The 26,948-nt window shown below is 32.8% G+C and carries 17 protein-coding genes, 1 tRNA gene and 1 pseudogene; 3 read left to right on the top strand and 16 right to left on the bottom strand.

Annotated elements, in window-relative coordinates; all coding sequences use genetic code 11:
* The first annotated feature begins 14 nt into the window (after window positions 1–14).
* The 3 genes and pseudogenes from nagB to ACEN2F_RS01460 form a co-directional block, all read left to right on the top strand.
* Window positions 15–1,943: a glucosamine-6-phosphate deaminase gene (nagB, locus tag ACEN2F_RS01470; protein WP_441735113.1), complete on the top strand. Its 1,929-nt coding sequence runs from the start codon at window positions 15–17 to the stop codon at window positions 1,941–1,943.
* 92 nt (window positions 1,944–2,035) lie between these two features.
* Entirely contained in the window at window positions 2,036–4,948 is a 2,913-nt protein-coding gene (locus ACEN2F_RS01465) for an FAD-binding and (Fe-S)-binding domain-containing protein (RefSeq protein WP_441735110.1), read from the top strand.
* Window positions 4,949–5,432: 484 nt separating this feature from the next.
* Window positions 5,433–5,504: pseudogene (locus tag ACEN2F_RS01460) on the top strand (DUF6150 family protein); the annotation flags it as partial.
* Between the two features lie 417 nt (window positions 5,505–5,921).
* On the opposite strand, the gene ACEN2F_RS01455 reads toward ACEN2F_RS01460, so the two are convergent.
* The 16 genes from ACEN2F_RS01455 to ribB all read right to left on the bottom strand — a co-directional run bounded on the left by ACEN2F_RS01455 (window position 5,922) and on the right by ribB (window position 26,943).
* Window positions 5,922–6,059, bottom strand: a complete 138-nt coding sequence (locus tag ACEN2F_RS01455) for a hypothetical protein (RefSeq protein ID WP_441735109.1) — start codon at window positions 6,057–6,059, stop codon at window positions 5,922–5,924.
* A gap of 20 nt (window positions 6,060–6,079) precedes the next feature.
* The gene (locus tag ACEN2F_RS01450) at window positions 6,080–7,798 is read right to left on the bottom strand and encodes a protein kinase domain-containing protein (protein ID WP_441735107.1); all 1,719 of its coding nucleotides are present in this window, start codon (window positions 7,796–7,798) and stop codon (window positions 6,080–6,082) included.
* An 85-nt stretch (window positions 7,799–7,883) separates the two neighbouring features.
* Window positions 7,884–12,728, bottom strand: a complete 4,845-nt coding sequence (locus ACEN2F_RS01445; protein WP_441735105.1) for an AAA domain-containing protein — start codon at window positions 12,726–12,728, stop codon at window positions 7,884–7,886.
* A 27-nt stretch (window positions 12,729–12,755) separates the two neighbouring features.
* Window positions 12,756–13,277, bottom strand: coding sequence for a Mov34/MPN/PAD-1 family protein (locus tag ACEN2F_RS01440; protein ID WP_441735103.1), 522 nt, complete (start codon window positions 13,275–13,277; stop codon window positions 12,756–12,758).
* Window positions 13,274–15,022 carry an E2/UBC family protein gene (locus ACEN2F_RS01435; RefSeq protein ID WP_441735101.1) on the bottom strand — a complete coding sequence of 583 codons (1,749 nt, stop codon included), beginning with the start codon at window positions 15,020–15,022 and terminating at the stop codon, window positions 13,274–13,276. Before ACEN2F_RS01435 ends, ACEN2F_RS01440 begins: the two co-directional genes overlap by 4 nt.
* Entirely contained in the window at window positions 15,022–16,020 is a 999-nt protein-coding gene (locus ACEN2F_RS01430) for a CBASS cGAMP synthase (protein WP_441735099.1), read from the bottom strand. Before ACEN2F_RS01430 ends, ACEN2F_RS01435 begins: the two co-directional genes overlap by 1 nt.
* 3 nt (window positions 16,021–16,023) lie before the next feature.
* Complete coding sequence (locus tag ACEN2F_RS01425) at window positions 16,024–17,049, bottom strand: CBASS cGAMP-activated phospholipase (RefSeq protein WP_441735097.1); 1,026 nt, start codon at window positions 17,047–17,049, stop codon at window positions 16,024–16,026.
* A 19-nt stretch (window positions 17,050–17,068) separates the two neighbouring features.
* Window positions 17,069–20,092: an Eco57I restriction-modification methylase domain-containing protein gene (locus ACEN2F_RS01420; protein WP_441735096.1), complete on the bottom strand. Its 3,024-nt coding sequence runs from the start codon at window positions 20,090–20,092 to the stop codon at window positions 17,069–17,071.
* 146 nt (window positions 20,093–20,238) lie between these two features.
* A complete protein-coding gene (locus tag ACEN2F_RS01415) occupies window positions 20,239–20,910 on the bottom strand; it encodes a hypothetical protein (protein ID WP_441735094.1) in 672 nt (223 codons plus the stop codon).
* A 76-nt stretch (window positions 20,911–20,986) separates the two neighbouring features.
* Window positions 20,987–21,598, bottom strand: a complete 612-nt coding sequence (locus ACEN2F_RS01410) for an ATPase (protein ID WP_441735092.1) — start codon at window positions 21,596–21,598, stop codon at window positions 20,987–20,989.
* Between the two features lie 85 nt (window positions 21,599–21,683).
* Window positions 21,684–22,622, bottom strand: coding sequence for a transcriptional regulator (locus ACEN2F_RS01405; RefSeq protein WP_441735090.1), 939 nt, complete (start codon window positions 22,620–22,622; stop codon window positions 21,684–21,686).
* Window positions 22,623–22,673: 51 nt separating this feature from the next.
* Window positions 22,674–22,949: a helix-turn-helix domain-containing protein gene (locus tag ACEN2F_RS01400; protein WP_441735088.1), complete on the bottom strand. Its 276-nt coding sequence runs from the start codon at window positions 22,947–22,949 to the stop codon at window positions 22,674–22,676.
* A gap of 111 nt (window positions 22,950–23,060) precedes the next feature.
* The gene (locus ACEN2F_RS01395) at window positions 23,061–23,906 is read right to left on the bottom strand and encodes an RteC domain-containing protein (RefSeq protein WP_441735085.1); all 846 of its coding nucleotides are present in this window, start codon (window positions 23,904–23,906) and stop codon (window positions 23,061–23,063) included.
* A gap of 122 nt (window positions 23,907–24,028) precedes the next feature.
* A complete protein-coding gene (locus ACEN2F_RS01390) occupies window positions 24,029–25,273 on the bottom strand; it encodes a site-specific integrase (RefSeq protein WP_441735083.1) in 1,245 nt (414 codons plus the stop codon).
* Between the two features lie 285 nt (window positions 25,274–25,558).
* Window positions 25,559–25,643 (bottom strand) — tRNA-Ser (locus ACEN2F_RS01385).
* Between the two features lie 166 nt (window positions 25,644–25,809).
* Complete coding sequence (ribB, locus tag ACEN2F_RS01380) at window positions 25,810–26,943, bottom strand: 3,4-dihydroxy-2-butanone-4-phosphate synthase (RefSeq protein WP_441735081.1); 1,134 nt, start codon at window positions 26,941–26,943, stop codon at window positions 25,810–25,812.
* Window positions 26,944–26,948: the final 5 nt, after the last annotated feature.

Here is a 26,948-nt window from a genome sequence, read left to right as displayed (position 1 = left end):
ATTCCGAAATAATTATGAGTGCAATTCAACTTTTATCTTATGTTAAGCCAGGCAAATATGAAACTACTCGATTTGAAAAAATTCACAATAAGGTTTTTAAAAATGCTTTGGAAGCTTCAATAATTGTTGCCCGTGAAATAGCTGAATTGATTAAATTAAAACAAGCTCAAAACTTACCCTGCGTTCTGGGTTTAGCAACAGGTTCCAGCCCGATAAAAGTCTATGATGAACTCGTGCGCCTCCACAAAGAAGAAGGTTTGAGTTTCAGTAATGTTATTAGCTTTAATTTGGATGAGTATTATCCAATGACCAAAGAGAACAATCAAAGCTATCATTATTTCATGCAGCAGCATCTATTTGATCACGTAGATATTAATCCTGAAAATATTAACATTCCTAACGGAACTATAGCTATTGCCGATTTAAATCAATATTGTGTTGATTTTGAGCTGAAAATTAAAGAAGTGGGTGGAATAGATTTTCAACTTTTAGGAATTGGGCGAACCGGTCACATTGGATTCAATGAACCAGGATCTCACATTAATTCCGGTACCCGAATTATCACTTTGGATCATATTACAAGAGTCGATGCTTCTTCTGATTTTAATGGGATTGACAATGTTCCTAAGCGAGCAATTACTATGGGGGTTTCAACAATTCTCCGATCAAAAAGAATTGTCTTAATGGCTTGGGGCCAAAATAAAGCCGATATTATAAAAAGAACCATCCAAGGTGATATCAGCTCTGAAGTTCCTGCTACCTTTTTGCAAAATCACACCAATACCACATTTGTTTTAGACCAATCTGCCGCTTTGGAATTAACCCGATTTAAAACACCTTGGTTAGTTGACGCCTGTGTTTGGACCCCTGAATTAAAAAGTAAAGCCATAGTTTGGCTGTGCCAACAGACCAATCAATCTATTTTAAAACTGACTGATAGGGATTACAACAACAACGGCATGTCGGATCTATTAGCGCAAGAGGATTGTTCAGCTTACGATTTGAATATAAATATGTTTAATGTTTTGCAACATACTATTACAGGATGGCCCGGAGGAAAACCTGATACAGATGATTCGTATCGACCTGAAAGAACTAATCCTGCGAAGAAAAGGATTATTCTTTTTAGTCCTCATCCGGATGATGATGTGATTTCTATGGGAGGAACTTTTTCTAAACTAATTAAACAAGGACATGATGTTCATGTCGTTTACCAAACCTCAGGAAATATTGCAGTTACAGATGACGAAGCCTTAAAATTTGCCGAAGTTTCTAATGATTTTGTAGGAGATGATGCCACTAAGATTAATTTTACTGCCATTATTGATTTTTTAAATAATAAAACCGAAAATCAAGTTGATTCTTTAGAAGTTCGAAAACTGAAAGGACTTATTAGACGCCGAGAATCGTATGCCGCCATTAGATATATTGGTTTAAAAGATGAAAACACACACTTTTTAGATCTTCCTTTTTATGAAACCGGACAAATTAAGAAAAACCCATTAGGAACTGCAGATGTTGAAATCGTAAAGAACATCATTGCAAAAATAAAACCACATCAGGTTTTTGCAGCGGGAGATTTAGCAGATCCGCATGGTACGCACGAAGTATGTTTGAATGCGATATTTGAAGCCATGAAACAACTGAAATCAAAACCTTTTATGAATGATTGTTGGTTATGGTTGTACAGAGGTGCTTGGCATGAATGGGATATTCATGAAATTGACATGGCTGTACCCTTGAGCCCGGATGAAGTTTTATTAAAAAGACATGCCATTTTATACCACCAATCTCAAAAGGATAGGGTGATGTTCCAAGGAAATGATTCCAGAGAATTTTGGGTAAGAGCCGAAGATCGTAATAAGAATACAGCTAAATTGTATGATGATCTAGGTCTCGCAGAATATGAAGCTATTGAAGCTTTCAAACGTTTTGATTACTAAACGAACGGAATCACAAACTTTATCTTTTATTCTTAAAATTATAAATCACTATATTTTATAATTGTGAAAATTATGGACATATACTCCCCTCAATGTTAAGCTCACTTTCGTTAGAAAAATTATCTCAGTCGTTAGAAGGCTCCCTTTTATATGATGAACTCCATAAAACACTATATGCCACTGATGCTTCTGCCTATAGAATTATGCCTCTTGCTGTAGCTTATCCGAAAAACAAGGAGGATATTGTCAAGTTGATGCATTTTGCAACCCAAAATAAAATTTCCCTGACACCCAGAACTGCCGGAACTTCTTTAGCAGGTCAAACTGTTGGAACTGGAATAATCGTAGATGTTTCGAAGTATTTTACCCAGATTATTTCTTTTGATGCCAGTCAGAAAACGGTTACAGTGCAACCTGGAGTGATTCGGGATGAGCTTAATTTGTTTTTAAAACCCCACGGTTTCTTTTTTGGCCCTAATACTTCTACTTCCAGTCGTTGTATGATAGGCGGAATGGTAGGCAATAATTCCTCGGGAACCACGTCTATTCGGTACGGAGTTACTCGGGATAAAATTGTAGAGCTAAAGGCACTTTTAAGCGATGGTTCATCGGTCGTTTTTAAAGAACTTTCTTCACCAGATTTCATCGAAAAAACTAAAGGCAATACTCTCGAAAATAAGATTTATAAAACAATTTGCGAGGAACTTTCGAATGCAGAAAATCAAAAAGAAATTATTGCAGAGTTTCCAAAACCTGAAATTCACAGACGAAATACCGGATATGCCGTAGATTTATTATTGAAATCGGACTTGTTTTCAGGTGCCGAACGAACTATAAATCTAGGAAAATTACTTTGCGGTAGCGAAGGAACTCTTGCCTTCACCACCGAAATCACCTTGAAAGTCGATGAATTACCTCCAACGAATAACGTCATGGTGGTGGCTCATTTTCACAGTATCCAAGAAAGTTTAGAAGCGGTCTTGGTGGCTATGAAACATCATTTGTACACTTGCGAAATGATTGACGATACCATTTTGGACTGTACTAAAACCAATAAAGAACAAAGTAAAAATAGGTTTTTTCTCCAGGGGGATCCCAAAGCCATTATGATGTTTGAAGTAGCTTCTGATTCAATGGAGGATGCCGAAAGTCAAGCCAATGCTTTGATTGAAGATCTTCGAAGAAATAACTTTGGTTACGCTTTGCCAAAAATTTACGGCGAAGATATCAACAAAGTAAATGAATTACGGAAAGCAGGTTTGGGTCTTCTGGGAAGTATTGTCGGTGATAATAAAGCAGCCGATTCCATTGAAGATACTGCAGTTGAATTGAGTGATTTGCCCTCTTATATCGCCGAATTTTCAGCTATGATGAAGCGTCACAATCAAGGTGCTATTTATTATGCGCATGCCGGAGCAGGTGAACTGCATTTGCGTCCTGTTTTAAATTTAAAAGAGAAGCAAGGAGTGCAACAGTTTAGAACTATTGCAACCGAAGTAGCTCATCTAGTCAAAAAGTATAGAGGTTCTCTTAGCGGAGAACACGGTGACGGAATTATTCGAGGGGAATTTCTTCCTTTCATGATTGGCGAAAAAAATTATGAGCTGTTAAAACGAATAAAACAGGCTTTCGATCCCAATGCTATTTTAAATATTGGAAAAATTGTGAATACTTCCAAAATGGATGAAAATCTCCGTTTTGAAGCGGGTAGAGTAGAACCTGAGATTCAAACTATTCAGGATTTTTCAGACAGTATGGGCGTTTTGCGAGCTGCCGAAAAATGCAATGGTTCTGGTGATTGTAGAAAATTACCCTCTGCCGGAGGGACCATGTGTCCTAGTTATCGCGCCACCTTGAACGAAAAAGATACCACTCGGGCTCGAGCCAATGCGCTGAGAGAATATTTGACCCATTCTGAAAAAGACAATAAATTCAATCATAAGGAATTGTATGATGTTTTTGAATTGTGTATCAGCTGTAAAGCCTGTGCAAGCGAATGTCCCAGTAATGTTGATGTGGCGGCTTTAAAATCAGAGTTTTTGTACCAATACCAAAAAGCGAATGGATTTTCCTTTCGAAATAAAATTTTTGCTAATAATGCCAAACTCAATAAACTGGGAAGCTTTTTTCCATCGATTACGAATTTTATTGTCAATCAGTCTCTTGTTAAAAAGGGAATGGGTGTGGCTCCAAAAAGAGAAGTACCATTATTAGCTCCAAAAACTTTTAAAAAATGGTACGGAAAAAGCAAAAGTAAAGCACAAAGTGATTTCTTTGTTAACGGAAAAGTCTATTTATTTTGTGATGAGTTTACAAATTATTACGATGTTTCCGTTGGGATTGATGCCTATGAATTATTAACCAAATTAGGATATCAGGTTCTCCTGATCGATCACGAGGAAAGTGGAAGAGCATTCATATCCAAAGGTTTTCTGGAAGAAGCGCAAGACGTAGCTAATAAAAACATTGCTATTTTTAAGAATTTAATTTCAGAGGACTGTCCTTTAATAGGAATTGAACCTTCGGCGATATTAACGTTTAGAGACGAATACCTTCGATTGGCAAAAGATAAAGACAGTGCCCAAAAATTATCAAAAAATGCCCTTACTATTGAAGAGTTTTTCAAAAAAGAAATAAGTTCTGGAAAAATTCATTCAGGTCAATTTTCCGACATGGAAAAATCTATAAAAATTCACGGACATTGCCATCAAAAATCTTTGAGTTCAATTGAAGCTACATTTGCAATGCTGAATTTACCAAAAAATAGTTCGGTTACTATCTATAATACGGGTTGTTGTGGAATGGCAGGTTCTTTTGGTTACGAAAAAGAGCATTATGATATTAGTATGCAAATGGGAGAAGACACATTGTTTCCAAAAATTCGAAATACAGCAGAAACAACAGCGATTGCTGCGGCCGGGACCAGTTGTCGTCATCAAATTTTTGATGGAACCACCAGAAAAGCTTTGCATCCAGTGAGTATTTTAAAAACTTTTTTGAAATAAAAATTTAGTATTTTTTTTAAAATTTTATTAATAATATTTACAAAATGATATTATAAGAATAACCTTGTAAGGCTTATTAAACTCTCATAAGATCCAGATTGAGATTTGGTTCAAGAATAAAAAAGTTCAAAAGCTAACTATGAGTACTTTCAATAATGAAAATCTATTATTCCCCTTATACAAGTTGGAAACTATTGAAATTACTTCAAAAATGGAAAAAATAATTTATGTAGAGCAAGAAGAATTTGGATTTTTTAGTAGCTATGAGTTCATTCTTGAAGACGAATTTAGCATTGAAAATCTATGCTTTCTTCTGATAAATTTTGACGATGAACAAATTTTAAATAAATTTACTTATGTTAATCAGAAACTTCTAGAAATTAAAAAGAACCTTTGATTGATTATCAAAATGGTTTTTACCGAATATGCTAATCAAGCCAATAAAAAGATATTCTTTGTCAAATACGAAAATTAAGCAGATTTAAAAATCTATTTTGTGGAATATGAAAATCAAGCAGGGTGGAGGAATAAGTCAAAACAGCAGTTGATGTATTAATACTAATTTATATTTTAAACTTCTGTTTACTGAGTTTGATTGATAATATTATGCGGAGAATATCGGTTTCAAAAGGTTCAAAAACTATGTCTATAATTGCGTTTTCTCTAATTGGATTTAATCCATTTTGGTATTCAAGAATGTAATTAAAAAAGCTCTCCTACATCTTCTTTTTTTATTTTCTTTACAGTATGAATTAGGTCATTGTATACCAAGAATATTTTTTATTATTTTCCATTAGAAACCTCCTTCAAATCTCTTTTAGAAGCAACATCCTTGTTTTAAAACTGTTTAAAAAATAATATCTTTTAGGGAAATTATCTTGTTTTCGATTATGTTTATTGCTTTTTCTTTAAAACAGTTTTAAATTCTAATGGGAACAAGGAGTATTTCTTAGTTTTAATAGAATTTGAAAATCTATGTTTGATATGTTTCGGTATTATTGCAGGTTTTAGTTCGTTCTGGGAATTTCTCGGCTATTTTAGCCAAGGCTTTTGTTGGTGTAAAACCAATACTAACCGGGTTTCCTGTTCCCTTTGTTACTTTGCGTTGCATGTCTAATTCAATATCAATTATTAAAGAAGTTTATTTTTATCTGTTGTAATTGTAAAATACACTTTATTGATGGTTATCTCATTATAGCCAATTAATGGAACTTTATTTTTGACTCTTTCATCATTTACAAAAGTACCGGTGCTTTCTAAATCATATAACCAAACATTATCTTTGCTGTTTATGATTACACAATGTCTTCTGCTTACAGCATTACCGCCAGATACTTCGATGTTGTTTTGAATGTATTCAGTTCTACCAAATTTTATTATTGGTTTTGATAGGGATGTTGGTGTAACATTTTCATTATTCGTTTCCAATATTGTTATTGTGTTTTCTTTCAAAGTGTTGAATTGAAAGTCCATAAATAATAGTTTTGATTTTAGTGTTGGTGATTTTTTATAATTATGACTTATTTCCTCTTCCATAATCACCGAAAGATTGTATTCGATAAATGGATTGTTACCTTGTTCAAATTTTGATTTTGGAGGGTATGACTTACCATTAGAATTTAAGACAAAAGCAATAAAATAATTATTTGCAAAACACGGTAAAGACGGATTGGCTTCCATAATCATTTTGGATAATTCCATTGCTGTTTCGTATCTATCGGTTTCGTAAAAACATCGAATTAATAAATTATAGGCTTCATAATCTGCCGGATTCCTATGCAGATGGTCTGATAATAATCCTATTGCAATTGGATATTTCTTTGCCTCTAAATTGATCCAACCTAAATCTTTTTGTACATCTAATCTCGGATTGAGTTTGAGTGCTTTTTCATAAAATTTTTTAGCCGCATCAATTTTCTGAATCCTTAAATTGTATTTCCCTAAAGCCTGTAATACTGCCACATTATTGTGGTATTTTTTATTGGCTAAATCTAAATATTTCCAAGCATTCCTCCATTTGTTTGTTCGTAAGGCTTTGTCTGATAATTCGATTAATTCGGCAGCTTTTAGATTGTCTTTGCTGAATATTATTGGAACTGATTTGGCTTTTAATGCTTCTTCCAATTCAATCATAAACTGGAAACGGAGTTCCGGAACTTTATTGATTGCTTTTAAAATTATTTCCTGTTGCCAATTAGGAAGCTCCTGAATTGGGAAATCAGCCGATTGGTGTTTTTCAATTATTTCCTCTCTAGATAAACTGGAGAAAGGATTTTGATTTGTAAGTAACTCCATCATAGTAACTCCTAAAGCATAAATATCAATTCGAGGATCCTTTGTGCAGTCTATGTCCCATTGAAACTCTTCCGGGCTCATATATGCTCTAGTACCTATGTCTTTATTCGCTACCCCAAAGTCAGCAATTTTAATAGTGCCGTTTTGAGTGAAAACAATATTATCGGGTTTGATGTCATGATGGACAATTCCTTTTTTATGAATGACCCTAAAGGAAGTAGCCAATGTCTGTATCCATTCTATAGCTTCAGCCGGGGTTACATTGTTCTGTGAAATCTTATCTCGTAAAGTACCACCAGAGCAGAATTCCATTACTAAATATAATATATCTTCCTCGTAAAAATGATGGTAGTAGGTGACAATATTGGGATTTTCGAACTTTGAAATTATTTCAATTTCGTGGATTATATCTTCTTGGTCGGACTTATTTGTGTATAGTAGTTGCTTGATTGCTACATACCTGTTCGAAACTTTTTCTTTCGCCAAAAACACCTTGCCAAATCCACCATTGCCAAGGTCTTTTATGAAAGTGTATTTGTTGTCGTAGAGTTGCATTTAAATTTGAATATTAATTTTTTTTTATTTGTAAATTTAAATATCATTAGAAAACCCTCTGCAAAAAGATATAGCTCACAATAATTTAATTTGCCACTTGAAGAATTTCAACAAAATTGTCTAAATCTCCAACTTTTACAATGTCACCGATAGAACGCCCAAGTATTGATACTGCCAATGGTGATTTGATATTAACTTTTTGAATTCCATTTACAATTTCACCTTTGTTGGTAGTAGATTCAACAATTTGAACACTAATATCTTTACCATTATTCACATATTTTACTTTTACCTTACTATTTAGCTTGATTTCATCTTGGAATAGATGGGTTTGTACCGGAGCCTTTCTTTCAATTGCTTGAATAATTTTAACATCATGCTCATTATCAATGAAAGATACTTTTGAAATATATTTTTCAATTATTTCAATTTCATCTGTAAAAGCTAATGCTGTCTTTGAATGATCTTTTAATTTTGAAACACCTGTTGATCCAACACTCTTTATAAAGTCAATTAGTTTTGTGGTTTCTCTGCTTGGATTACGCCACCAATTTGTACTCCAAATTCTGTGAAACACAAAACCGTGATTTTCTAATATTTTTTGTCTGTGTCTGTCGTGTAAATAGGCTTCACGACTGGAATGGTATTTTGCACCATCACATTCAATTGCAATTTTAGGAATACCAATCTTTTTAGGGTCATAAACAATATCAATTCTAAAACCAGCAAACTTCAATTGAGGAATTAAATTCTCAATGCCCAGTTTGTCCGCTAGACTTTGATACACTTCTTCTTCAAATGGCGATTCGAGATCACTTCCAAGGAATGAATCAAGACCAACGTTATTAGTTGTGTTTTCAGATAGGGCAGTTAAAACAGAAAGCCGCAAATCATTGCTGTTCTCACTTACCGCTTTACTGTACGCCAAATATGCATACAAAACAGCTTTTTTATTGTTTCCTTCAGTAGCTAAATATTCCTGATATTTCATAAATACTTCCTCTGGTATTGATGAACACACATACACTTTAAATTTGGCTCGAGTAATTATTACGTTTAAAAGTTTATACCCTTTTGAATGATTAATTGGACCAAATCTTTGAGCAAATTTGCCGTCTTTACCTATTCCATAAGTTGTAGAAAGAATAATTACGTCTCTTTCATCCCCCTGAATATTCTCTAAATTCTTTATAAACGATTTATTACTCTTAGGGTTATCAAGCTCTAATTCTTGTATTTTTTCATTAAAATTACTGAACTTTTCAAACTTTTTCCGCTCCTCAATTTTTGACTTTATTAGGTTTCTTTGAGCAATATTGAATGTTGCTATTCCTACCGTAGGGTATTCTCCATTTGGTAATCGGTTAATATTATTTTCAATTATTGATAAAACCATTTCGGCTTCGGCTTCATTTGTGTGCTCTGAAAATGTGCCGCCTACCTGAATGTATTTGATGGGTATATATTCAAAATTATTTGGCAAAGGTTTTAGTCTTTGATTGTAAAAAGCATAATTAGAAAAATCAATTAAAAATGGATGTCTTGAACGATAATGAAAATCAAGATGCTTCTTTTGGAAGTTCAACTCAGTACCGAAGTCAAGTAAAGATTCACAAGACAACAACATAGCATCTTTATCGATTCTAACTTTATTGTCATTTTCCTCTTCAATATCCTCTTCATCTTCTACAGTTCCTTCAAATACCTTGCTAAAATAATTTGAAGGGGGCATTTGATGTTCATCTCCTGCAATAACAATCTGCTTTCCTTTTAATATTGCCGGTAAATTATCTTCCAGTCTTAATTGACTGGCTTCGTCAAACATTACAATATCAAAATAACCATTCATTCCTTTGAATAAATTACTAGCAACATCTGGAGATGTGAAAATAATTGGAAAAAAGTTAGTAAATAGGTTCGGGTCATACTGAACAATTTGTCTTAATGAAAGTTTTTTGTTTTTTGTCCCGCGATGTTTGAGATATAAATTTGCAACAGATAGATTAATATTGTTTTGCTCAAATTCTCTTGTGGAATCTATCTGTTTCGAATACCAAAATTCTTTGATGAATTTTAATTGTTCTTTTTCAACTCCGCTTAGCGCCTTATCCAATTCATTATGATCACCCTCATCTGTTGGCAAATCCATATTCGCTGAATTAAGAAGCATCGAATTGAGATAATGAATCAAAAAGGATTTGTTCCAATTTGATTTAGACTTTAATTCATCAAGTATTGATTTATTAGTAACAGATTGGATATTGTAAAATTGAAACCATTTAAATTCAATTGTGAATAAATCTTTTTCCGCCTTGAAATAATCAACTTTCTTCTGGATAAGAGCTTCTATGTCCATTATGAATTTGTAGAATTCTACCAACTTAATTTTCTCAATAGTCCAATTGTCATTTTTGATTTTATCGGCGAAAGCATTTGACTTTTCTTGAAGTAGTGAAAGGCTTTTTATTTCAATTTCATTCGGATTTGCCTTGAGTAAACTAATCTTTTGAAACTCTGTTCGAATTTTAGAGTCAAATGATTCTTTTATCAATTCTAAATCAGCAAGTAGACTAGATATAATACTTTTTCTGTTATTGATTGAACCAATGAATGAATATTGTAATTCCAAGTCATTGCTTTCAGCGATTGTATTTGACAGCACCTTAAAGACTGCATTAAGATCGTCAAAGTACGTTTCAAAATCATTTTTTATAGCTTGCAATTTTAATCCAAAACTTTCAGAACATTCTAAATCGTTTATTTTGAAGTCAATTGGTTGAAATAAAATTTTAGTGTCAGCTGCATCCAGTAGGGAAGTTAAATTGAATGAATGAAACTCCTCTTCAATTTTGTTGTTGAAGCCATTTTTCAACTTTACTGCATCACTTTTGAATGTGTGTAAAGATTTTTTCTTTGAATCTAAATCTCCAACAAATTCTTTAGTATCGTAATCTTTTGAAGATTCTATAAGTTCTTGGAGACTTATAAAATTGTACTGTAGTTTTTGATGATCTGAAATTGTTTGTTTCTTGCTCTTTGAGAAAATAGATGCTATTTTGAATCCAAAACTATCAATTTTTGCTTTGTTTGTTAAATCATCATTTCCTTTATTGCTTTCAAAAATCGCATCAATTTCTGTAATCAACTTCCAAAAGCTGTTTTCTTGTTGGTCTAATTCTGATTTTCTAAAGGTGCAATATTCAACTTGATTTTTATAAAGTAAATGCTCCAGTTCTTTTTCCTTTTCAAAAACCTTTTCTATTGCTTCATTGACAAATGCAAGCTGTGTTTTCAATTCATTTTTTCTTAAACCAAAAAACTCATTTCTATTTGCTTCTAAAAGTTGTTTAATCTCAGCCAGTTGTTTTACATAAATATCAAAATCTTCAATAATACTTTGTTCAATTAAGAAGGGATTCTCGCCAATTAATTTTGTGGGATTTATGAATGAATTCGATGCAATAGGCGAAAAATCATCATATAGGATTTGACCTTTATGGACCAGGTCGACCAAGGAGTTTAATTCTTGGGATGTATACGTAAAGAGCGTTTTGTCAATATCCAGATTATTATCATCTTCTGTTCCTTTAAGTTCTTTTAACAGATTTCCTACTACATCAGGCCAAGATTTGTTTCCAATAAGTTTTTTGTCAAGTTTTTGATGTTTATTATTGATATTGGAGATTAATTCCTTTGCTTTTGAAGTTAAGATGTCTAAAGATTCCTTTGAATAATTGTATCTGTAGCGTTTGTATTCTGAATTATCAACACGATCTCTTACTGAGTCAACAACCGTTTTTCGGTCCTTTACAATGTCTCTAATTAAAACACAATGATAATTTAAACCTTTTTCTATCAAGGCGTTATGGAGTACTTCAAGTGCCGTTCTTTTCTCACATACGACAATCGTTTTTTTATTGTTCTCGAGTGCATTTACAAGGATAGCAGTAAGTGTTTGGCTCTTGCCAGTTCCCGGAGGACCTTGAATTAAAACATTTCTTGTGGCTTCTAATGAATGCAAAATACTTTGTTGTGAAGGATCCGTTTCTACTGATGAAATGGATTGAAACGTATGTTCCTCCATATCTTCAAGGTCTAAATCTACTCCTTCAAGTTCCATTAAATCCCCATAATCATTGATTATGTTTTGTTTCTGAACTTCAAAAATTGAGAACAAACCACTAAAATCAATAAAGGAATTTGTTGAGTTTAAAGGTAATTTTTCATAATGTGCCTTGTCTCCAATCGCAGTAATGGTCTCCAGTTTCTTTTTAAAAGTATCTTCTAAATCTTCTGGTGACTTTGTGTTTATTGCTTTTATGAGATTGCTGCAAATTTCAATAAGCTCTGCTTTATTGATTAAACCATCATCAAGCATTTCACTTGGGATTTGTTCTATCTCAATTTCTGAATCACTTTGCAAATGATTTATTAAAACTTCATTAATGTATATGGGGTCGTCTTCATTCCTAAGTATTTCCCAGGTATTAAATTCTTTGGTTCTCCTAATTCGTAATGACCAGATCAGGATCGGTGCAACAGTTAATTTATTGTCAGCTCTATCTCGTCTTGCTAAAATTGGAAATCCAAATCCAAAAGTATTAATGCCCTTTTCAGATTCAATTGCATCTGTTTGATTTATCAGGTTTTCGAATGCCTTGGTAATTCTAACTAATTGTGTTTGGTCTTCTTGAAAAAGAGAGTTTAAATCCGGCACATTGTCTTTCCAACTTATTCTAAATTTAAGCGGTAACTCTGTCAGTAGTGATTTAATAAAATTATTTGGAAGGTCTTTGTCAATATGGGAAAGTCTATTTAAATCGAACTTATATCTTGAATTTGCAGGAATAGCATTTAAGTGAACACCTCTTCGGTTTCCTATTTTAAGTCTTCTTTGTAATTCGGATAATAATTTCTCAGTTAATTCCATAATTGTTTATTGAAGCAATGTGTAAATTTAGTTCTTTGTTAAATTGGCTCTTAATATATCAAGACTAATCTTATTTATTTCGTCATAATTAATGTTTAGGGAATTCTTTATTCCATTTTTTTCAACGGATGAAATGTAAATACCTTTTCTTCCCACTATTAGCATAAAAATTATTTCAGAATTTAAAATATTACCCTGTATTTGTTCTAATATTGATTTCTTATCAAGACCTGAAGGAGTAGGATAATCTTCGGGATGGGTATGCCATTCGCCTAAATATATTTTCTTTCCCTTACTATCTTTAAAAATAGTATTAATTATTTTTTGAGCATTCTTTTTAGATCTAGTAAAATTAAATCTACTTGATTTGTCAAACTCACTAGGTGAAGAAACATCGGTAATTGAATAATTATTGTCTTCTAAATAATGACCAATTAAAATGCCTCCAGCTTCGGGCTTGTGATTTTCATCTTGAATAAAAGACTTCATTTTTTCAAATACTTCTTCGGAAATTTTGATTGACAAATTCCCTAACTCAAATTCTATCATAAATTATTTATTATTAGTTGGTAGGAGTTATTAGTGTTACCAAAATCTGTAATTACTAATCCTTTACTGCTTAGTAGTTCTTTATCTCCAATCCAAGAATAAACCATTGATTTATGGTCATTATTAGTTATATGTTCTTTTAAATATGGAAAAATAGAAGAAATAAATTGAATTAAGTATGAAGACGAATATGGAAAATAACCTGTTTGACAACTACCTTCAACTAGATAAGTCTTATCTTGTTGATTTTCTATATTTGATAAAACACTATACTCATAATTTTTATTTCTAATTAGGTTTAAAGCTTTTTCAGCGTCACTAGGCATAATAAATAGCATTTGACCACTCGCTAAAAAGGGTTCAACCCAAAAAATAAAAGTAGGTTTTGTCAACTTTTGTTCAATTATACTTTTTATTATATATTCCTCAATCAATGTTTTGCCAATTGCTACAATATGATAATCACAATCATTTATAAATGTTACTTCATCTTGGATAATTGATATTACAGATTCTATTCTTGTATCTACATCAATTAGTGGGTTAGAGTTTTTTATTTCATTCTTTATAGCATCAACTTTATTGTATTTTAGAAATGAAAATCCGGATAAATGTCTTTTTATATTTTCAGATGATAATCTTTCTATGTCGATTAATTTGAAATTGTTGATTGGTAAGTTTTTTAGAAAGAATATAAGATTAGAACCCACGCTACCTAAACCACTAATTGTGATGCTTTTTTGTATTTCTATATAACCAGTTGTCCTTAATTGTAACCTATTAGGATTGATGCTATCAAACGTTAATCTTGTTACATATTTGTTTTTGTAAATGTGGTGAGATAAGTAATCAATTTTTGACTTTAGATTTCTGTAACCACCATTCTTTCTATCCAATAGTTGAATATTTTTATAGGTCCAGCCATAATATTCATTAGTTGAATTACTATTGTTTACAAAAATTACTAAAACACAATCAAAATCATTATTTCTGCATAGTTCTTTGAATTTGCTGTAGTTGTTAATGTCTTTTTTTATAATCGTTAAAGATTCTGTAAAAGTTATTTCAAACGGAGGTTCTTCAAAATTATTTTCAATTATCAGAATCCCAACTTCCTTATATTGGCATTTGTAATTATCAGCAAATTTTTTAATTTTTTCTAAATCATTCTCATCATTACAGATATAATACTCATATTCAGATAACAATAAATTGGTAAATTTAATACCGATAATTTTATTTGTGCTATAGTAAGGAATAGAATGAAATCCTAATTTTTGGGGCATATCATCCTTTGAGTAACTTAGTTCCCAATAAGCCTTAAATTCTCTTTTAAATTCTTCTTTCTTGTATACGACGTCTTCAGATTCTCGAATTATTTTTTTTGCTTTAGAAATCATTAATTCAATGAATTCTACAACATTATTTTTGGGTAAAATTAAATTTAATCCCTCGTCAAAAATACAGATACTTAGATCTTCATTTATGTGCGGAATGTATTTTAGAATTTCATAACTTTCATTACTGATAAAGATTTTAGGAGCAACTAAGGGGAAATCATTTGGGAAACTCAAAAACAGTTTGACATCAAAACACTTATCATTTAATGTTATTTCTGTTTTAATTTCCCAAACAATACTGTCTTTGAAAAAATTATAATCGAGGGGTTTTATTTCGTCTCTTTCTAAATTTCTGCAAGTCTCTGTTTTTTCAATTTCTTTTAAAAGTAATTCGTAATCAATCATTATGCTGATTTATTATCATATCGTAATTGGTCAGGTGTTGCAAATGCTTTTGCTACATCTTCATCTTTTTCTTCGATACTTGAGCAAGGAAATCTGTTACCTAAATGTTTTTGCCATTTTGCACAAGCATCTTTTTTACTTTTTACTTCTAATGCCTGTCTGCCAGATTTTATAAGACTATCTAGTGCGTCAAGAAAATTTTTCTTTCTTGTTTCTGAAGAATATTTATCCAATAGATTTTCTGTATCATCAGTAGTCGGTCTTTTACATTCATAAGTTGCCCAAGTATGTCTAGTATTATCAATTGATTTTTGAATTGTTTCCAACGTTTCTAAAAATGCTTCATCATCTCTATCTTTTGAAACATAATTATTAACTGCAAGAATTGTAAAAACCATACCACTAGGTAAATTCAAATGACATTTATTATCTGTCCAAGCTTTTAGATAACGAACAATTCTTTTTAATTGATTTTTATCTTTAGATTCCTTATCAAACCATAATTTAAAAGCATATGGATCACTTTCAATCCAACCTTTCCCTTTGTGAGCAAGTTCTGGAATGTCTTTGCTATCAAAAAAATTTCCTTCATTGCTACCAGTTGTTTTATAGTAAATCGGTAAATCAACGTGATAGTTTTTAGCATACTGAACCCTGATACAGGTATTTTTATCAATTGTATTTTGGCCGGTTCTATTCTCAACCGCTTTAAAAATCCAATTATGTGCCGTTGCGGGTGTTGGTCTGTCTTCCTCTTTGCCAAAAATATAAACACCATCATCAACATCATATTCACCACTTGCTGGAAGTATAGTTGTATTCATTGAAAACGAGCCTTGTCCTTTAAATCTTACTGTGTGATTATCTCTATTTTTTTCAAAATAAGTTTCTATATCTTTTCTAATTGCATTTCTAGATGTTCTTAATTCCTCTTTCTTTTTTGGAATTAAAGCAATTATTCCATTGAATTCGTTGAATGTTTCGTTTAAATCTGCCATCTTTTATCTTACTTTAAATGTTTTTTCGGTCGTAAATAAATTTTTTATATCATCTGTTTTCTCAAATATCAATGCTTGATCTTGTGCTTTTATTTTCATCAAGTCATATGCTTGCTTATTTGCAACATCAAGTTGGATTAAACTTTCTTGTTCAGTTGCTATTGACACACTAGGAATTCTAAGATATTTTATGTCTACATTATAAATTTCGGTAATTTTGGACAAGAAAAAATCGGTAAAATAGCTTTGACCATTCATTGATGTTTCAAATAATTCTGCACCCCAATCTTTAAATGAACGTTCTCTTTTTAATCCTGTTTTTTTACCTCCAGTAATTGTAAGGCTACTTAAAGACAGTATTTCAATAGAATTATATTCTTTACTTTTATCGCTTCCAACGAAGTAATTTAGTGCTTCTAGAAGACCTACCAATGTTGGATTATTTGCCCAAACACCTCCATCAATAAACTGTTCATTATTATAAAATTCTGATTCTGCTAATGGAAAATAAGTAGGTGCTGCAGATGTTGCTAAAGCTATATCAATAATTGGAGCCTCATTGTCTCTAGATAAATCACCTTTTTGATGATCGAATTTAAATACTTTCGGTTTCGCTTCTGTAATAGAATAACTAGGAATGCATAGCAAATTATTACAATCTTTGATTTGTTTATCACCAAAAATTTCTATTAATGCTGCTTTTAATCCTTTATCGGAGTATTTACCTCCTTTTGCTATTTGTTTTAAAAAACCATAATCAATTGTACCGAAAAAAGGAATTTTTTTCTTTTTGTTTTTAGGGAAAATCAATTCTCCTTTATCTTCATAAAATTTACAAATATCTTTTGCGGGTATTTTTAATGATAAAGCTAAGGCAATTAAACCACCAGTAGAAGTGCCACAAATCATATCAAAGTGATCACTAGTTTGGCAATTAAATTTTTCTTCAAATTTAGCAAGTATTGAGGCTGAGTATAGACCTTTAATACCACCACCATCTATTGATAAAATTTTAAAAACTTTTTTCATAATTTGAATTACTTTAAAATTAACTATTTTCCACAATCCCAATCTCTTCCTCATTCAAACCATACAATTCATACACCATAGTATCAATGGCTTTTTCGGTGGTTTCTATTTGGGATTTCAGGTCTTGGGCTTTGGTTTTGTTTTCTTCAAACAGATCTAGCCATTCGAACTCGTCTTTTTTGGTGAGCGGCGTTTGTCCTGCTGTTTTAATGGCTTTGTTGAGTTCTTTAATGAATTCTGTAAAAGTTAATTCGCTCCAGTTTTCTAGTTTCTTTGGAAGTTTTTCTAGATTGTATTGACCTGAAAAGTAGTTGGTAAATTTTTTGTTTATGGATTGCTTTTGTTTTTTGAACTCCAACATCAGATCAACTTTTTCAATGAAAGGTTGTTGTTTCTTTGAAAGTGTTTTTGGAATTGGTATTTGTTGTAATTGATTTATTTTAATATGTAATCCTTCTTGGAAGTTTGATTCAAACCATTTGTTTACAAAATTAGAATTTAAAAAGGCCATAATAGCTTTTAAATGGTAGCCTTTATCAACTTTATAAATAACATTTAAAGTGTCATTTGCTAAAATTTCTTCATCGCAATAACAGGCATTTATACTTTTTGAAATATCTTGAATATAAATTTTTTCGCCTAAAAAATTTTGTAAAATCCGAGGTCTACCACCTGCCTTTTCTGTTATTAATTCCGGCTTATACCAAATCCAATCAGTATCATTAGAATAATAATATCTTGAAATATTTCTCCCTCTTAATATTGGAAAACAATCGCTATTTATTTTTGTATTAAAAATAAATCGGGAATCATCACTTGTTTTAATTCCAAGAGAAAACTCAGCTATTTTTCCTAATTTAACGAATTCTGTTTTTATTGAAATTTCAGGAACAAACGAAAAAGTATTTGTTTCAGAACTTTTAATTCGAGCATAACTTAATTTGCTTTTTAATAATTGGAATTCTGAATTGACATACTCTTTTAAAACTATTGAATCATCTTCCGAGGGCTTTACTTTTCTGAAAATAATTATTAGAGGAGTTACTACTGCATCATCAAATACATCATTAGGAAGTTTAACAAGTTCTTCTATCAAAGTATTTTCGATTAAGTATTTTCTAAGTTTAGAAAAACTTTCAGTTCCTAACCAAGAGTTTGGGAATATAAAGCTTAGGTCTCCATTTTGCTTTAATATTTGATAACCTTTTTCTATAAAAATGCTATATAAATCGGATTTGTTTTTAACTGTTTCATAATTCTTTTGATAAAATTCTCTTTCGTTTTTATTTGCGATATTTACAATGTTCACATAAGGCGGATTCCCAATGATCACATCAAAACCACCTTTGGCAAATACTTCGGGGAATTGTTCTTTCCAGTTGAAAGCTTTGTCACCGGCAACGGCTTTGTTTTCGATAAGCGAGTTACCGCATTTGATGTTGTTGTTTAGGCTGGTGAGTTTTCGTTTTGGTTGGGCGGTGCGCAGCCATAAAGAAAGTTTTGCAATCTCGATACTCTCCTCGTTGAGATCGACCCCATAAATATTGTGTTCCAGGATTTGGTTTTCGATATCGGGAAAGACAAAGAAACCTCCAAAGAGTTGTTTGTTGAGTTCGTCTAGGTAAGCATGTTCCTTGATCAAGAAATCTAAGGCTTGGTTCAGGAAAGCTCCTGAACCACAAGCTGGGTCACAAATGGTGAGTTGTAATAACCATTCGCGGTAATCCTTGAGTTGCTGGTCCAGTTTTATAATGGTGGTGGTTTGGCGATTCTTACGGCCTTTGGCATATTCTTCATCAATTATGCCCAGTTCTTGTTTTTTCTCGGTACAGAGTTTACCAATGGTGTTGTCGACTATGTATTTGGTAATGTATTTCGGGGTATAGAACACCCCGTCTTTCTTGCGTTTGGTTTTTTGTTTGTCGAAAGCGGTTCCTTCAATTTCGGCATTGACACTTTCGATTTCATTTAGTGAATGTTCAAAAATGTGCCCTAAAATATTCACATCTACCTGACTTTCGAAATCATAAGTCGAAAGTTTTAAGGTATGACGGTAGAGTAGATCATTGTCTATGATCACGGCATCAAGAATGGTGTCGGGCTGGAAGAGTCCTCCGTTGTAGGCAAAGATTTCCTCTTTCTTGTCGGTGCCTTTGCGTCCGGTATCGAGATAGCCAAAGTATTGTTTGTAGCGATCGTAAAGTGGCATTTCTACATCCAAATCAGCCAATGCTTTCCATTCTTTAAGCACGGTATTAATGGAGTTTGGAGCCAGCAGTCCACGGTCTTCTGCAAAGAGAATAAACAGAAAACGGTCGATCAATTTTTGTGATTTTTGGAAAAGAATCAGTTTAGTAGTCTTTTCGGGTAAATCATTAAGTAAGATGTTAGATCGGTTTTGTTTGACTAAATCCCGGTACAATTCTCGTTTGAATACCGAATAATCAGCATAGAATTTTTTAGTAATATTTTCTTCTTCCACTACCGAAGCTTCTTTAATGCTGAGTGGTTTGTTGGCCAATATATTTTCTTTAGCCAGACAGAGGTAGAAGATTTCGAATTCAACGTGGGTAAGGGTAAAGAGGTTAAATTCCTCGAAGTCCACGGCATTGTTAATGTAGAACCTCAACTTCTCGAAATTGGAAGTAATCACATAAATGCAACCAGTTTGGTTGGCTTTGTAATCAAAGGCTTGCTGGCGGATGCTTTCGAGGTCTTTTGTATTTGTACCTTTAAGTTCAATTACACCGACGGCGTTTCCGTTTTTGAGAATGGCGCCATCTACTTTTTTTGCTCCTTTGATGTTTTTGAGTTCCGTGGTCAGGTTAAAGTTAGCTGCCGGATTGAGTGTGTAGCCCAAAATATCCACAAATAATTCGCGCAAGAATCCTTCCTGGAATTGTTCTTCCTTGCTGTTGCGGATGTTTTCCTGAATGGCAGCGTTGTGAAAATACTTAACGTATTTTTTATAGGCTTTTTGGATCAAGGCAGAATCTTGTTGGCTCAAGTATTTCTTGAGAACTGAGGGCTGAAATAATGACATTGGTAACGCTTTTTTTTTGAGAATCTAAAAATACACAATTTGAAAGTAGTGTAAGATTTTTTTTATTAACAAATTAGGTTGATAAAACACTATTCAAGCAGTTCCATTCCACTTGGTTTTTTCAAAGCTAAGTTGACAAAATTAATTTATCTTACGGTTTCCCACATTTTGAGAAAATAATTATTTAATTCCACACCGTTTAGATTGTCCAGAAACAATTGAAAATCGTACAATTGAATCAATCCTTCCTTGTTATCCGGAACTTGTGCCAACTGCACAAAATTGATGTTTTGGTATAGGGATTTTTCTCCTACAATGTCCTGCATTATGATGAAAATTGCTTGTTGCAGCGTCTTTGTATCACAATACAAATTGTAACTTTTTAAAAAAACTACAATGTCTAACTTATGCGATATTTCATGATACTCTACAGGTAAAAAAGTAAGTTCGCTGGCTTTTAGTGTAATCTCATGGAAGATGTATGGATCGTCAAGACCTTTCATCATTTCTTCAATTTTTTCGGTTGGTTGTATAAATGCGGTGAATTTCCAGTTTTTCAGCTGCGGTGCATTGTCGACTAAATTTAATACCTGTTCAAAGAAATGAGGATTGCCATTTGCGGTTAGTATTAGCTCAGATTTATTATTATTACTAATTGGGAAGACAATCATAAAGTCAATTTCCTTGCAATAGTAACTGAGGTTTTTGTTGATCCAAAAGCTGATGTGTTTTTGGTTTAAAGGGGTTTCGTTGATGCGGTTTTTGATGGTTTGATTGTTGTCTTGGAACCAGTTCCAGAAGTTGTTGATTGCTCTCATGTTGAGGAAAGTTTAAGGTTTAAAGTTTAATGTTGCTGAACGATTTGACTTATATTTAAAACGAAGTGCTTTGATTTCATCGTTTGTCTTTGGTTGTTTTATCAAAAGCGATGAGATTTAGCATATTGCGGAGTCGAGAACGAACCCGATTGCCATACGCATTTTCTATTTCTGATGCGGAGAGATTGCTTGTGATGTGCGTGTGTATTTTTTTGGAGATAAAAATGTCATATCTGGATAGAATTATCTCTGCCATAACATTGCATTCGTTTCCAAAGTATTTGAGGTTCTTTTCGGTGCCTAAATCGTCGAAACAGTAGTTTTTGTGTTCGGCATGGGTATTATGACCATGGCTGTAGCGGTGAATTACTTCATAGCCGTCTTTTATAAACTCAAAACTAATGTCCCGGCACGTTTTTACAAAAAACTTTTTAGGAGGTTGCGGTACATATCGCATGAGTGACATCAAAGTAGTTTTGCCACAGCCAACCGGACCACAAAGTAAAATTCCTTTTGTGAGATCGATTCCAAGTGCGGCAGCTGTATTTTCATCATCTAGGAAATAACTAGCCATTTTAGTAATATTAGGCATGTCCTGTTCAAGAAAGTGGAATTTTTCTCCGAAATCTTTCTTTCCTTTTTTTTCTAACCAAGCAATGATTTCCGGGTAATTGAATTGTGAGCTCATGAGTAAGTGTTCAGTGTTCAGTTTTGAGTGATCAGTTATAGAAGCTGAAATGAATCCAGCTTAAAAAAGTTGAAACGAGTTCAGCTTAAAGCGGTTCAGCATAGTTTTTATCGGTTACAGTGTGCAAATTCTGAGCGCGTGTTTGCTCTTTTACCAGAATGTTTTGTGGAGTGTTGACAGTGAATTTTGTAGTATTCAACATCCAGTTGCGTGCGGCTGCTTTCCAGTCTTTCATTTTTGATTTCCCGCCAATGAGCCATCCATTGCTGCTGTAGTAATTGAAATATCTTTCCGCTTCAAATTCGGTATTTTCTTGAAACTTGAAATATTCCTTGACCAATTCCAATGTTGGCATCTCGTCCTTCGACTCCGTTCTGGATGACACGCTTGAAGTGACAGTTTTTTCCATTTCTTTTTTGGCGGAACTTTTTTGCCGACTTTCTTCAGTTTGTTTTTCAGCAGTGTCGGCGAATGCGAAAAGTATGTCTTTTTCTTTTTTTAAAAGAGAATTAGTATTAAAAAATTTAAACTCGGGTTCTATATCTAAGTTTATATTGTTTGTATTTGTTTTATTATTGTATATATAGGGCTGTTCAACAGCCTGTTCACTCCCTTGATCATTTTTTGAACAGGGTAGAGGAGTAGCCTGTTTAATTTTTGATGCCGTATGTTTATCCACGTGTTCATTTTTTGAACTAGTTGCTTCACTTTCTTCAAATCTTGATTTAGAACCTTCTTGTAAATTGTGGATTATGATTGCGGTCCCTGTGTACGGGTTGAAAGAAGGGTTGTAGTCCAAATATCCTAAACGTTGTAATTCCTTGATGCATTTGTGATAGGTGGCAGTTGACGCAATTTTGCTGCCCCGCATTATATCTTCTCTTGTAATTGTAAATGGATTTTTGAAACGGTTCACATTCCAACATTGAAAAATGGTAATGTATAAACTGATGTGGGTAGGATTGAGTGTTTTTTCAATCGCAATGCTATTGAAAAAACCAGTGAGATGCTTGATGTAATTCATTAATGGGAGTATTAAGAAGTGAGTATAAAGAATTAAGAATGGCAGATTGTACTATTTGTCAAGCATTTTTTTTAAATCGTCGTATTTGTAATACATGATGCTGCCCACCTTGGTGTAGTTCAATGTTCCGTTTACGCGAAGATTTTGTAATGTACCGGGAGAAATTTTTAATAGATTTCTGACTTCTCCGGATTTAAGCCATTTTGTGGGTTCCGGATTGTGACTGATTATTTCTTTGAGTTCCGAAATAAGCGTGTTTTTAAATTCTACTAAGTCGCCTTTAGTAATAAGCTGATGGCTGAATAAAGTTGGATTTTCAGGTGTCATATAATTGTTTTATAATTAGTTATGGCACAAAAGAAGTGAAGTAGAAATTATAAAACACCCAAGTTGGGTGTACCTTGGGTGTTTTTTTTATACAAATTGAACTAAAAGCTATTATTTATTATCCTTTTCATCGAAGCGTTTGTTGAGGTTTTCGCTCAGCGTATCGATGAATTTAGTTTTATTAATTTTTCGATTTTTTATTTCATTGCATGCTCTGTAAATATCGCCTAATTCGATATCAAATAACTTTTCAAAACACTTGCTTATTTCCGTTAAATCGGCTTTTCCATCATTGAATACTTTTTGTGTGTGCAAGGCATAAATTAACTCAATCAGATCGGTTTTACTGGCGGTCCATTTAAACACCTTATTCTCTAAAGGATTTTTAATTACTACCGATTTACTATTGGATAAACTTTTGATTTTATTTTCAATGTATCTTTGAAAAATTTCATTTGCCAGAATCATTGCTACTTTGAAATCATGGGTTGTTGAAAAACGATGGTCTAGCTCATGATAAAAAATATCAAGATTATAATCAATTTCTACACTGTGTCTAATAAATATTTTGTTGTCAAAGGATTGACCTCCTAATCGGTAATAGTTATAAAATTCGGTGTTTTCACTAAAATAAATATTAAGCTTATTCAATTCGTTGTCTAAGTAATCCCTCTGTATTCTTTTACTCCCAAGAGGCTTATACGATTCTAATTTTCTAACTTTATTAAAGTAAATTAATTTAGAAGAAAATTTGGGTTTTATATATTTGAAAAAATGAATTTCATCTTCCTTGATTGGAAATTCATTATCCAAAATGTAATTTTTAAGAATTTGTAAATACTTAACAATAGTTTCGATAGACTTATCACTCATGCTGATAGGGTTATCATAATTAAATGATATAGCATGTAATTCCTCTTCGAGTTCACATAGTAATGCGCGACTGAATGTGATCATAAAATAATTTAGGTTAGGTTATTTGAAATTTGGTTTTAGTAATAAATTTCCCTAAATTACTTTAATAGTTAACCTGAAAAATAATATAAAAGTGACTAATGTTAATTTTTAATTGCTTATCGCTAGTTTATTTTTTTCTCTTGATTAAAAGGCATTGCAGCAAATTTGTCGCGCAGTATTTTCATATCCTCACTTACTTTTTTGTCTAAAACCTTTGCATAATGCTGGGTGGTTCGTAAGTTTTTGTGTCCAAGCATTTTACTGACGCTTTCAATAGGAACGCCATTTGTAAGCGTTACTGTCGTTGCAAAAGTGTGCCGGGCAATGTGGAAAGTCAATTCTTTTTCGATTTCACAAACACCTGCAATCTCTTTTAAATAGGCATTCATTTTTTGATTGCTTAAAATGGGAAGCAGTTTATTTTGGTTGTTGCACTCCGGATGATCTTCGTATTTGTCAATAATCATTTGCGTTAGAGGAAGTATCGGAATTTTTGAGGCTGTTTCCGTTTTTTGACGGTGGGTAAATATCCATTTTTCACCATCAATACCAATACTGATATGAGATTTTGTTAAGTTTTTGACATCAATGTAGGCTAAGCCTGTAAAGCAGCTGAAGAGGAAAATATCGCGTACCAATGAAAGTCTTTCTGTTTTGAAATCTTTGTTGATAATGTTTTGGATTTCGCCTTCCGATAAGTATACGCGTTCCACTTCTTTGACTTTCGATTTATAATTAGCAAACGGATTTCTGTCAATCCAATGATTGGCCAAGCAAATCTTAATTATTTTACTGAAGTTCTTGATGTATTTAACAGCGGTATTGTTGGCACAATTGCGAACGCTTCTCAAATAAAACTCATATTCGGTAATGAAAGCATGGTCGATTTTAGAGATTTCGATATCGGATATTTTGTATTTCCATTCTAGGAACTCAACCGTGTGCTTTAATGAGGTGGTATATCGTTCCAGTGTTCCCGGCGCATATTCTCTACCTACTAATTCTTTGATTTTATTATTGTGATCTTTGAAAATAGGGATGAGGGTCATTTGGCGCTCACCGGTACCGAACAATTCATTCTTAAGATTTTCAGAAGTTAATATGATGTCTTTTTTGAATAACTTTTTCTCCGCTTCGAGGACCTTGCTTTTTATATTTTCAAGGTGATTATTTATTGAACGGGTATCCTCAGTGGAACCCTTCACTTTCGACCCTTCATTAGACCATCTTTCTGGATTAACAAACTTACTGCTGCTAAACTCAAATCGTTTGGTTAGAATTGTCACACGGACATAAATAGGGCAGATGCCTTCAATATTGGCTTTTGATCTTTTGATGTAAAAGAGAACTGATACGGATGTATTCATGGCTGGTAACCTTTAAGTTATTATTAAATTTAAACTTTAAAATAGTTTCACGCAAGATGTTTAAATTATGAACATCTGATTGAACAGCTACCTGTTTAATGAATGAACAGTAGCGGAATATGTCTTTTTTTTGAGAGGTGTCACTAAAAGTTTTAATTTTCTAGTGACACCTCAAAAGACACCTAAGTTTTGAGATTTAATGAATAATTTGATATACCGTAAATGAAAAAACCCCCCTAAATCATAAGATTTAGAGGGGTTTGCTTCGTTTTGTATTTCTACCGGCGGAGAAAGAGGGATTCGAACCCCCGGACCTGTTACAGTCAACAGTTTTCAAGACTGCCGCATTCGACCGCTCTGCCATTTCTCCAGTCTGTTGCTTTCATTACCTGATTGCGAGTGCAAATATAAGAACCTTTTTTGGTTATACAAATGTATTTTTAGAAAAAAAGTATCTATTTTTAGAAGTGGTTTTTAAAGGTTTCATTTTCTTAGCTTTAGCATCGTTTTTAATTTAATAAATAAGATAAAAAAAATTAATAACTGACGTATTCTGTTATTTCTAGGCCGTAACCAATCATTCCTACTCGTTTTCCCGGTTCCGTATTAGACACTAATCGTATTTTTGAAATATCTATATCGTGAAGTATTTGCGCTCCGATTCCAAAATCTTTACTGTCAATTTTGATTTTTGGTGCTTTTATTTCTCCTTCAGCCTGTAAAATTTTAAGCTCTGCAAGGCGATTCAATAAATTAACAGATTGCATGTCTTGATTGATAAATACAATAGCACCTTTTCCTTGTTCGTTAATCACCTTGAACATATCATCAAGTTGCTGGTCAGCATTGTCCGTCAAAGTACCTAACAGATCATTATTAACTTGTGAAGAATGTATTCTTGTTAAAACAGCTTCTCCTAAATTCCAAGTTCCTTTTGTTAATGCAATATGAATTTGTTTGTTGGTGGTTTGCTGATAAGCTCTTAAACGAAAAGTGCCAAAACGAGTTTGAATATCAAAATCATCTTTCTTGATAATTAGACTATCGTGCTGCATTCTATAAGCTACAAGATCTTCAATCGAAACTAATTTTAAATCAAATTTATTAGCAACTTTTATTAATTCAGGCAAGCGCGCCATGGATCCATCCTCATTCATGATTTCTACAATAACACCAGCTGATTTGAAACCCGCTAATCGCGCAAAATCTATGGCGGCCTCTGTATGTCCAGTTCTTCTCAAAACGCCTCCTTGCTTAGCAATTAATGGGAATATATGTCCCGGTCTGGCTAAATCATGCGGCTTGGTTTCAGGATTAGTCAATGATAAAACGGTTTTTGCTCTATCAGCTGCAGAAATTCCTGTTGTCACGCCATATCCTCTTAAATCTACTGAAACTGTGAAAGCAGTTTCCATTGGATCCGTATTATTAGTAACCATAACGTGTAATCCCAATTCTTTGCAACGGCTTTCTGTTAGAGGCGCGCAAATTAATCCCCGACCATGTGTAGCCATAAAATTTATCATTTCAGGGGTTACTTTTTCGGCTGCAGCCAAAAAATCACCCTCGTTTTCACGACCTTCATCATCAACAACGATAATAATTTTACCCTGACGAATATCTTCTATAGCTTCTTCTATTGTGTTGAGTTGTATATTATTTATATTCATTTGTA

This window comes from Flavobacterium sp. W20_MBD1_R3 (genome assembly GCF_052119725.1).
Classification (GTDB): Bacteria; Bacteroidota; Bacteroidia; order Flavobacteriales; family Flavobacteriaceae; genus Flavobacterium.
Note: the sequence above shows the minus strand (reverse complement) of the source record. Positions and strands in the feature narration are given on the sequence as shown.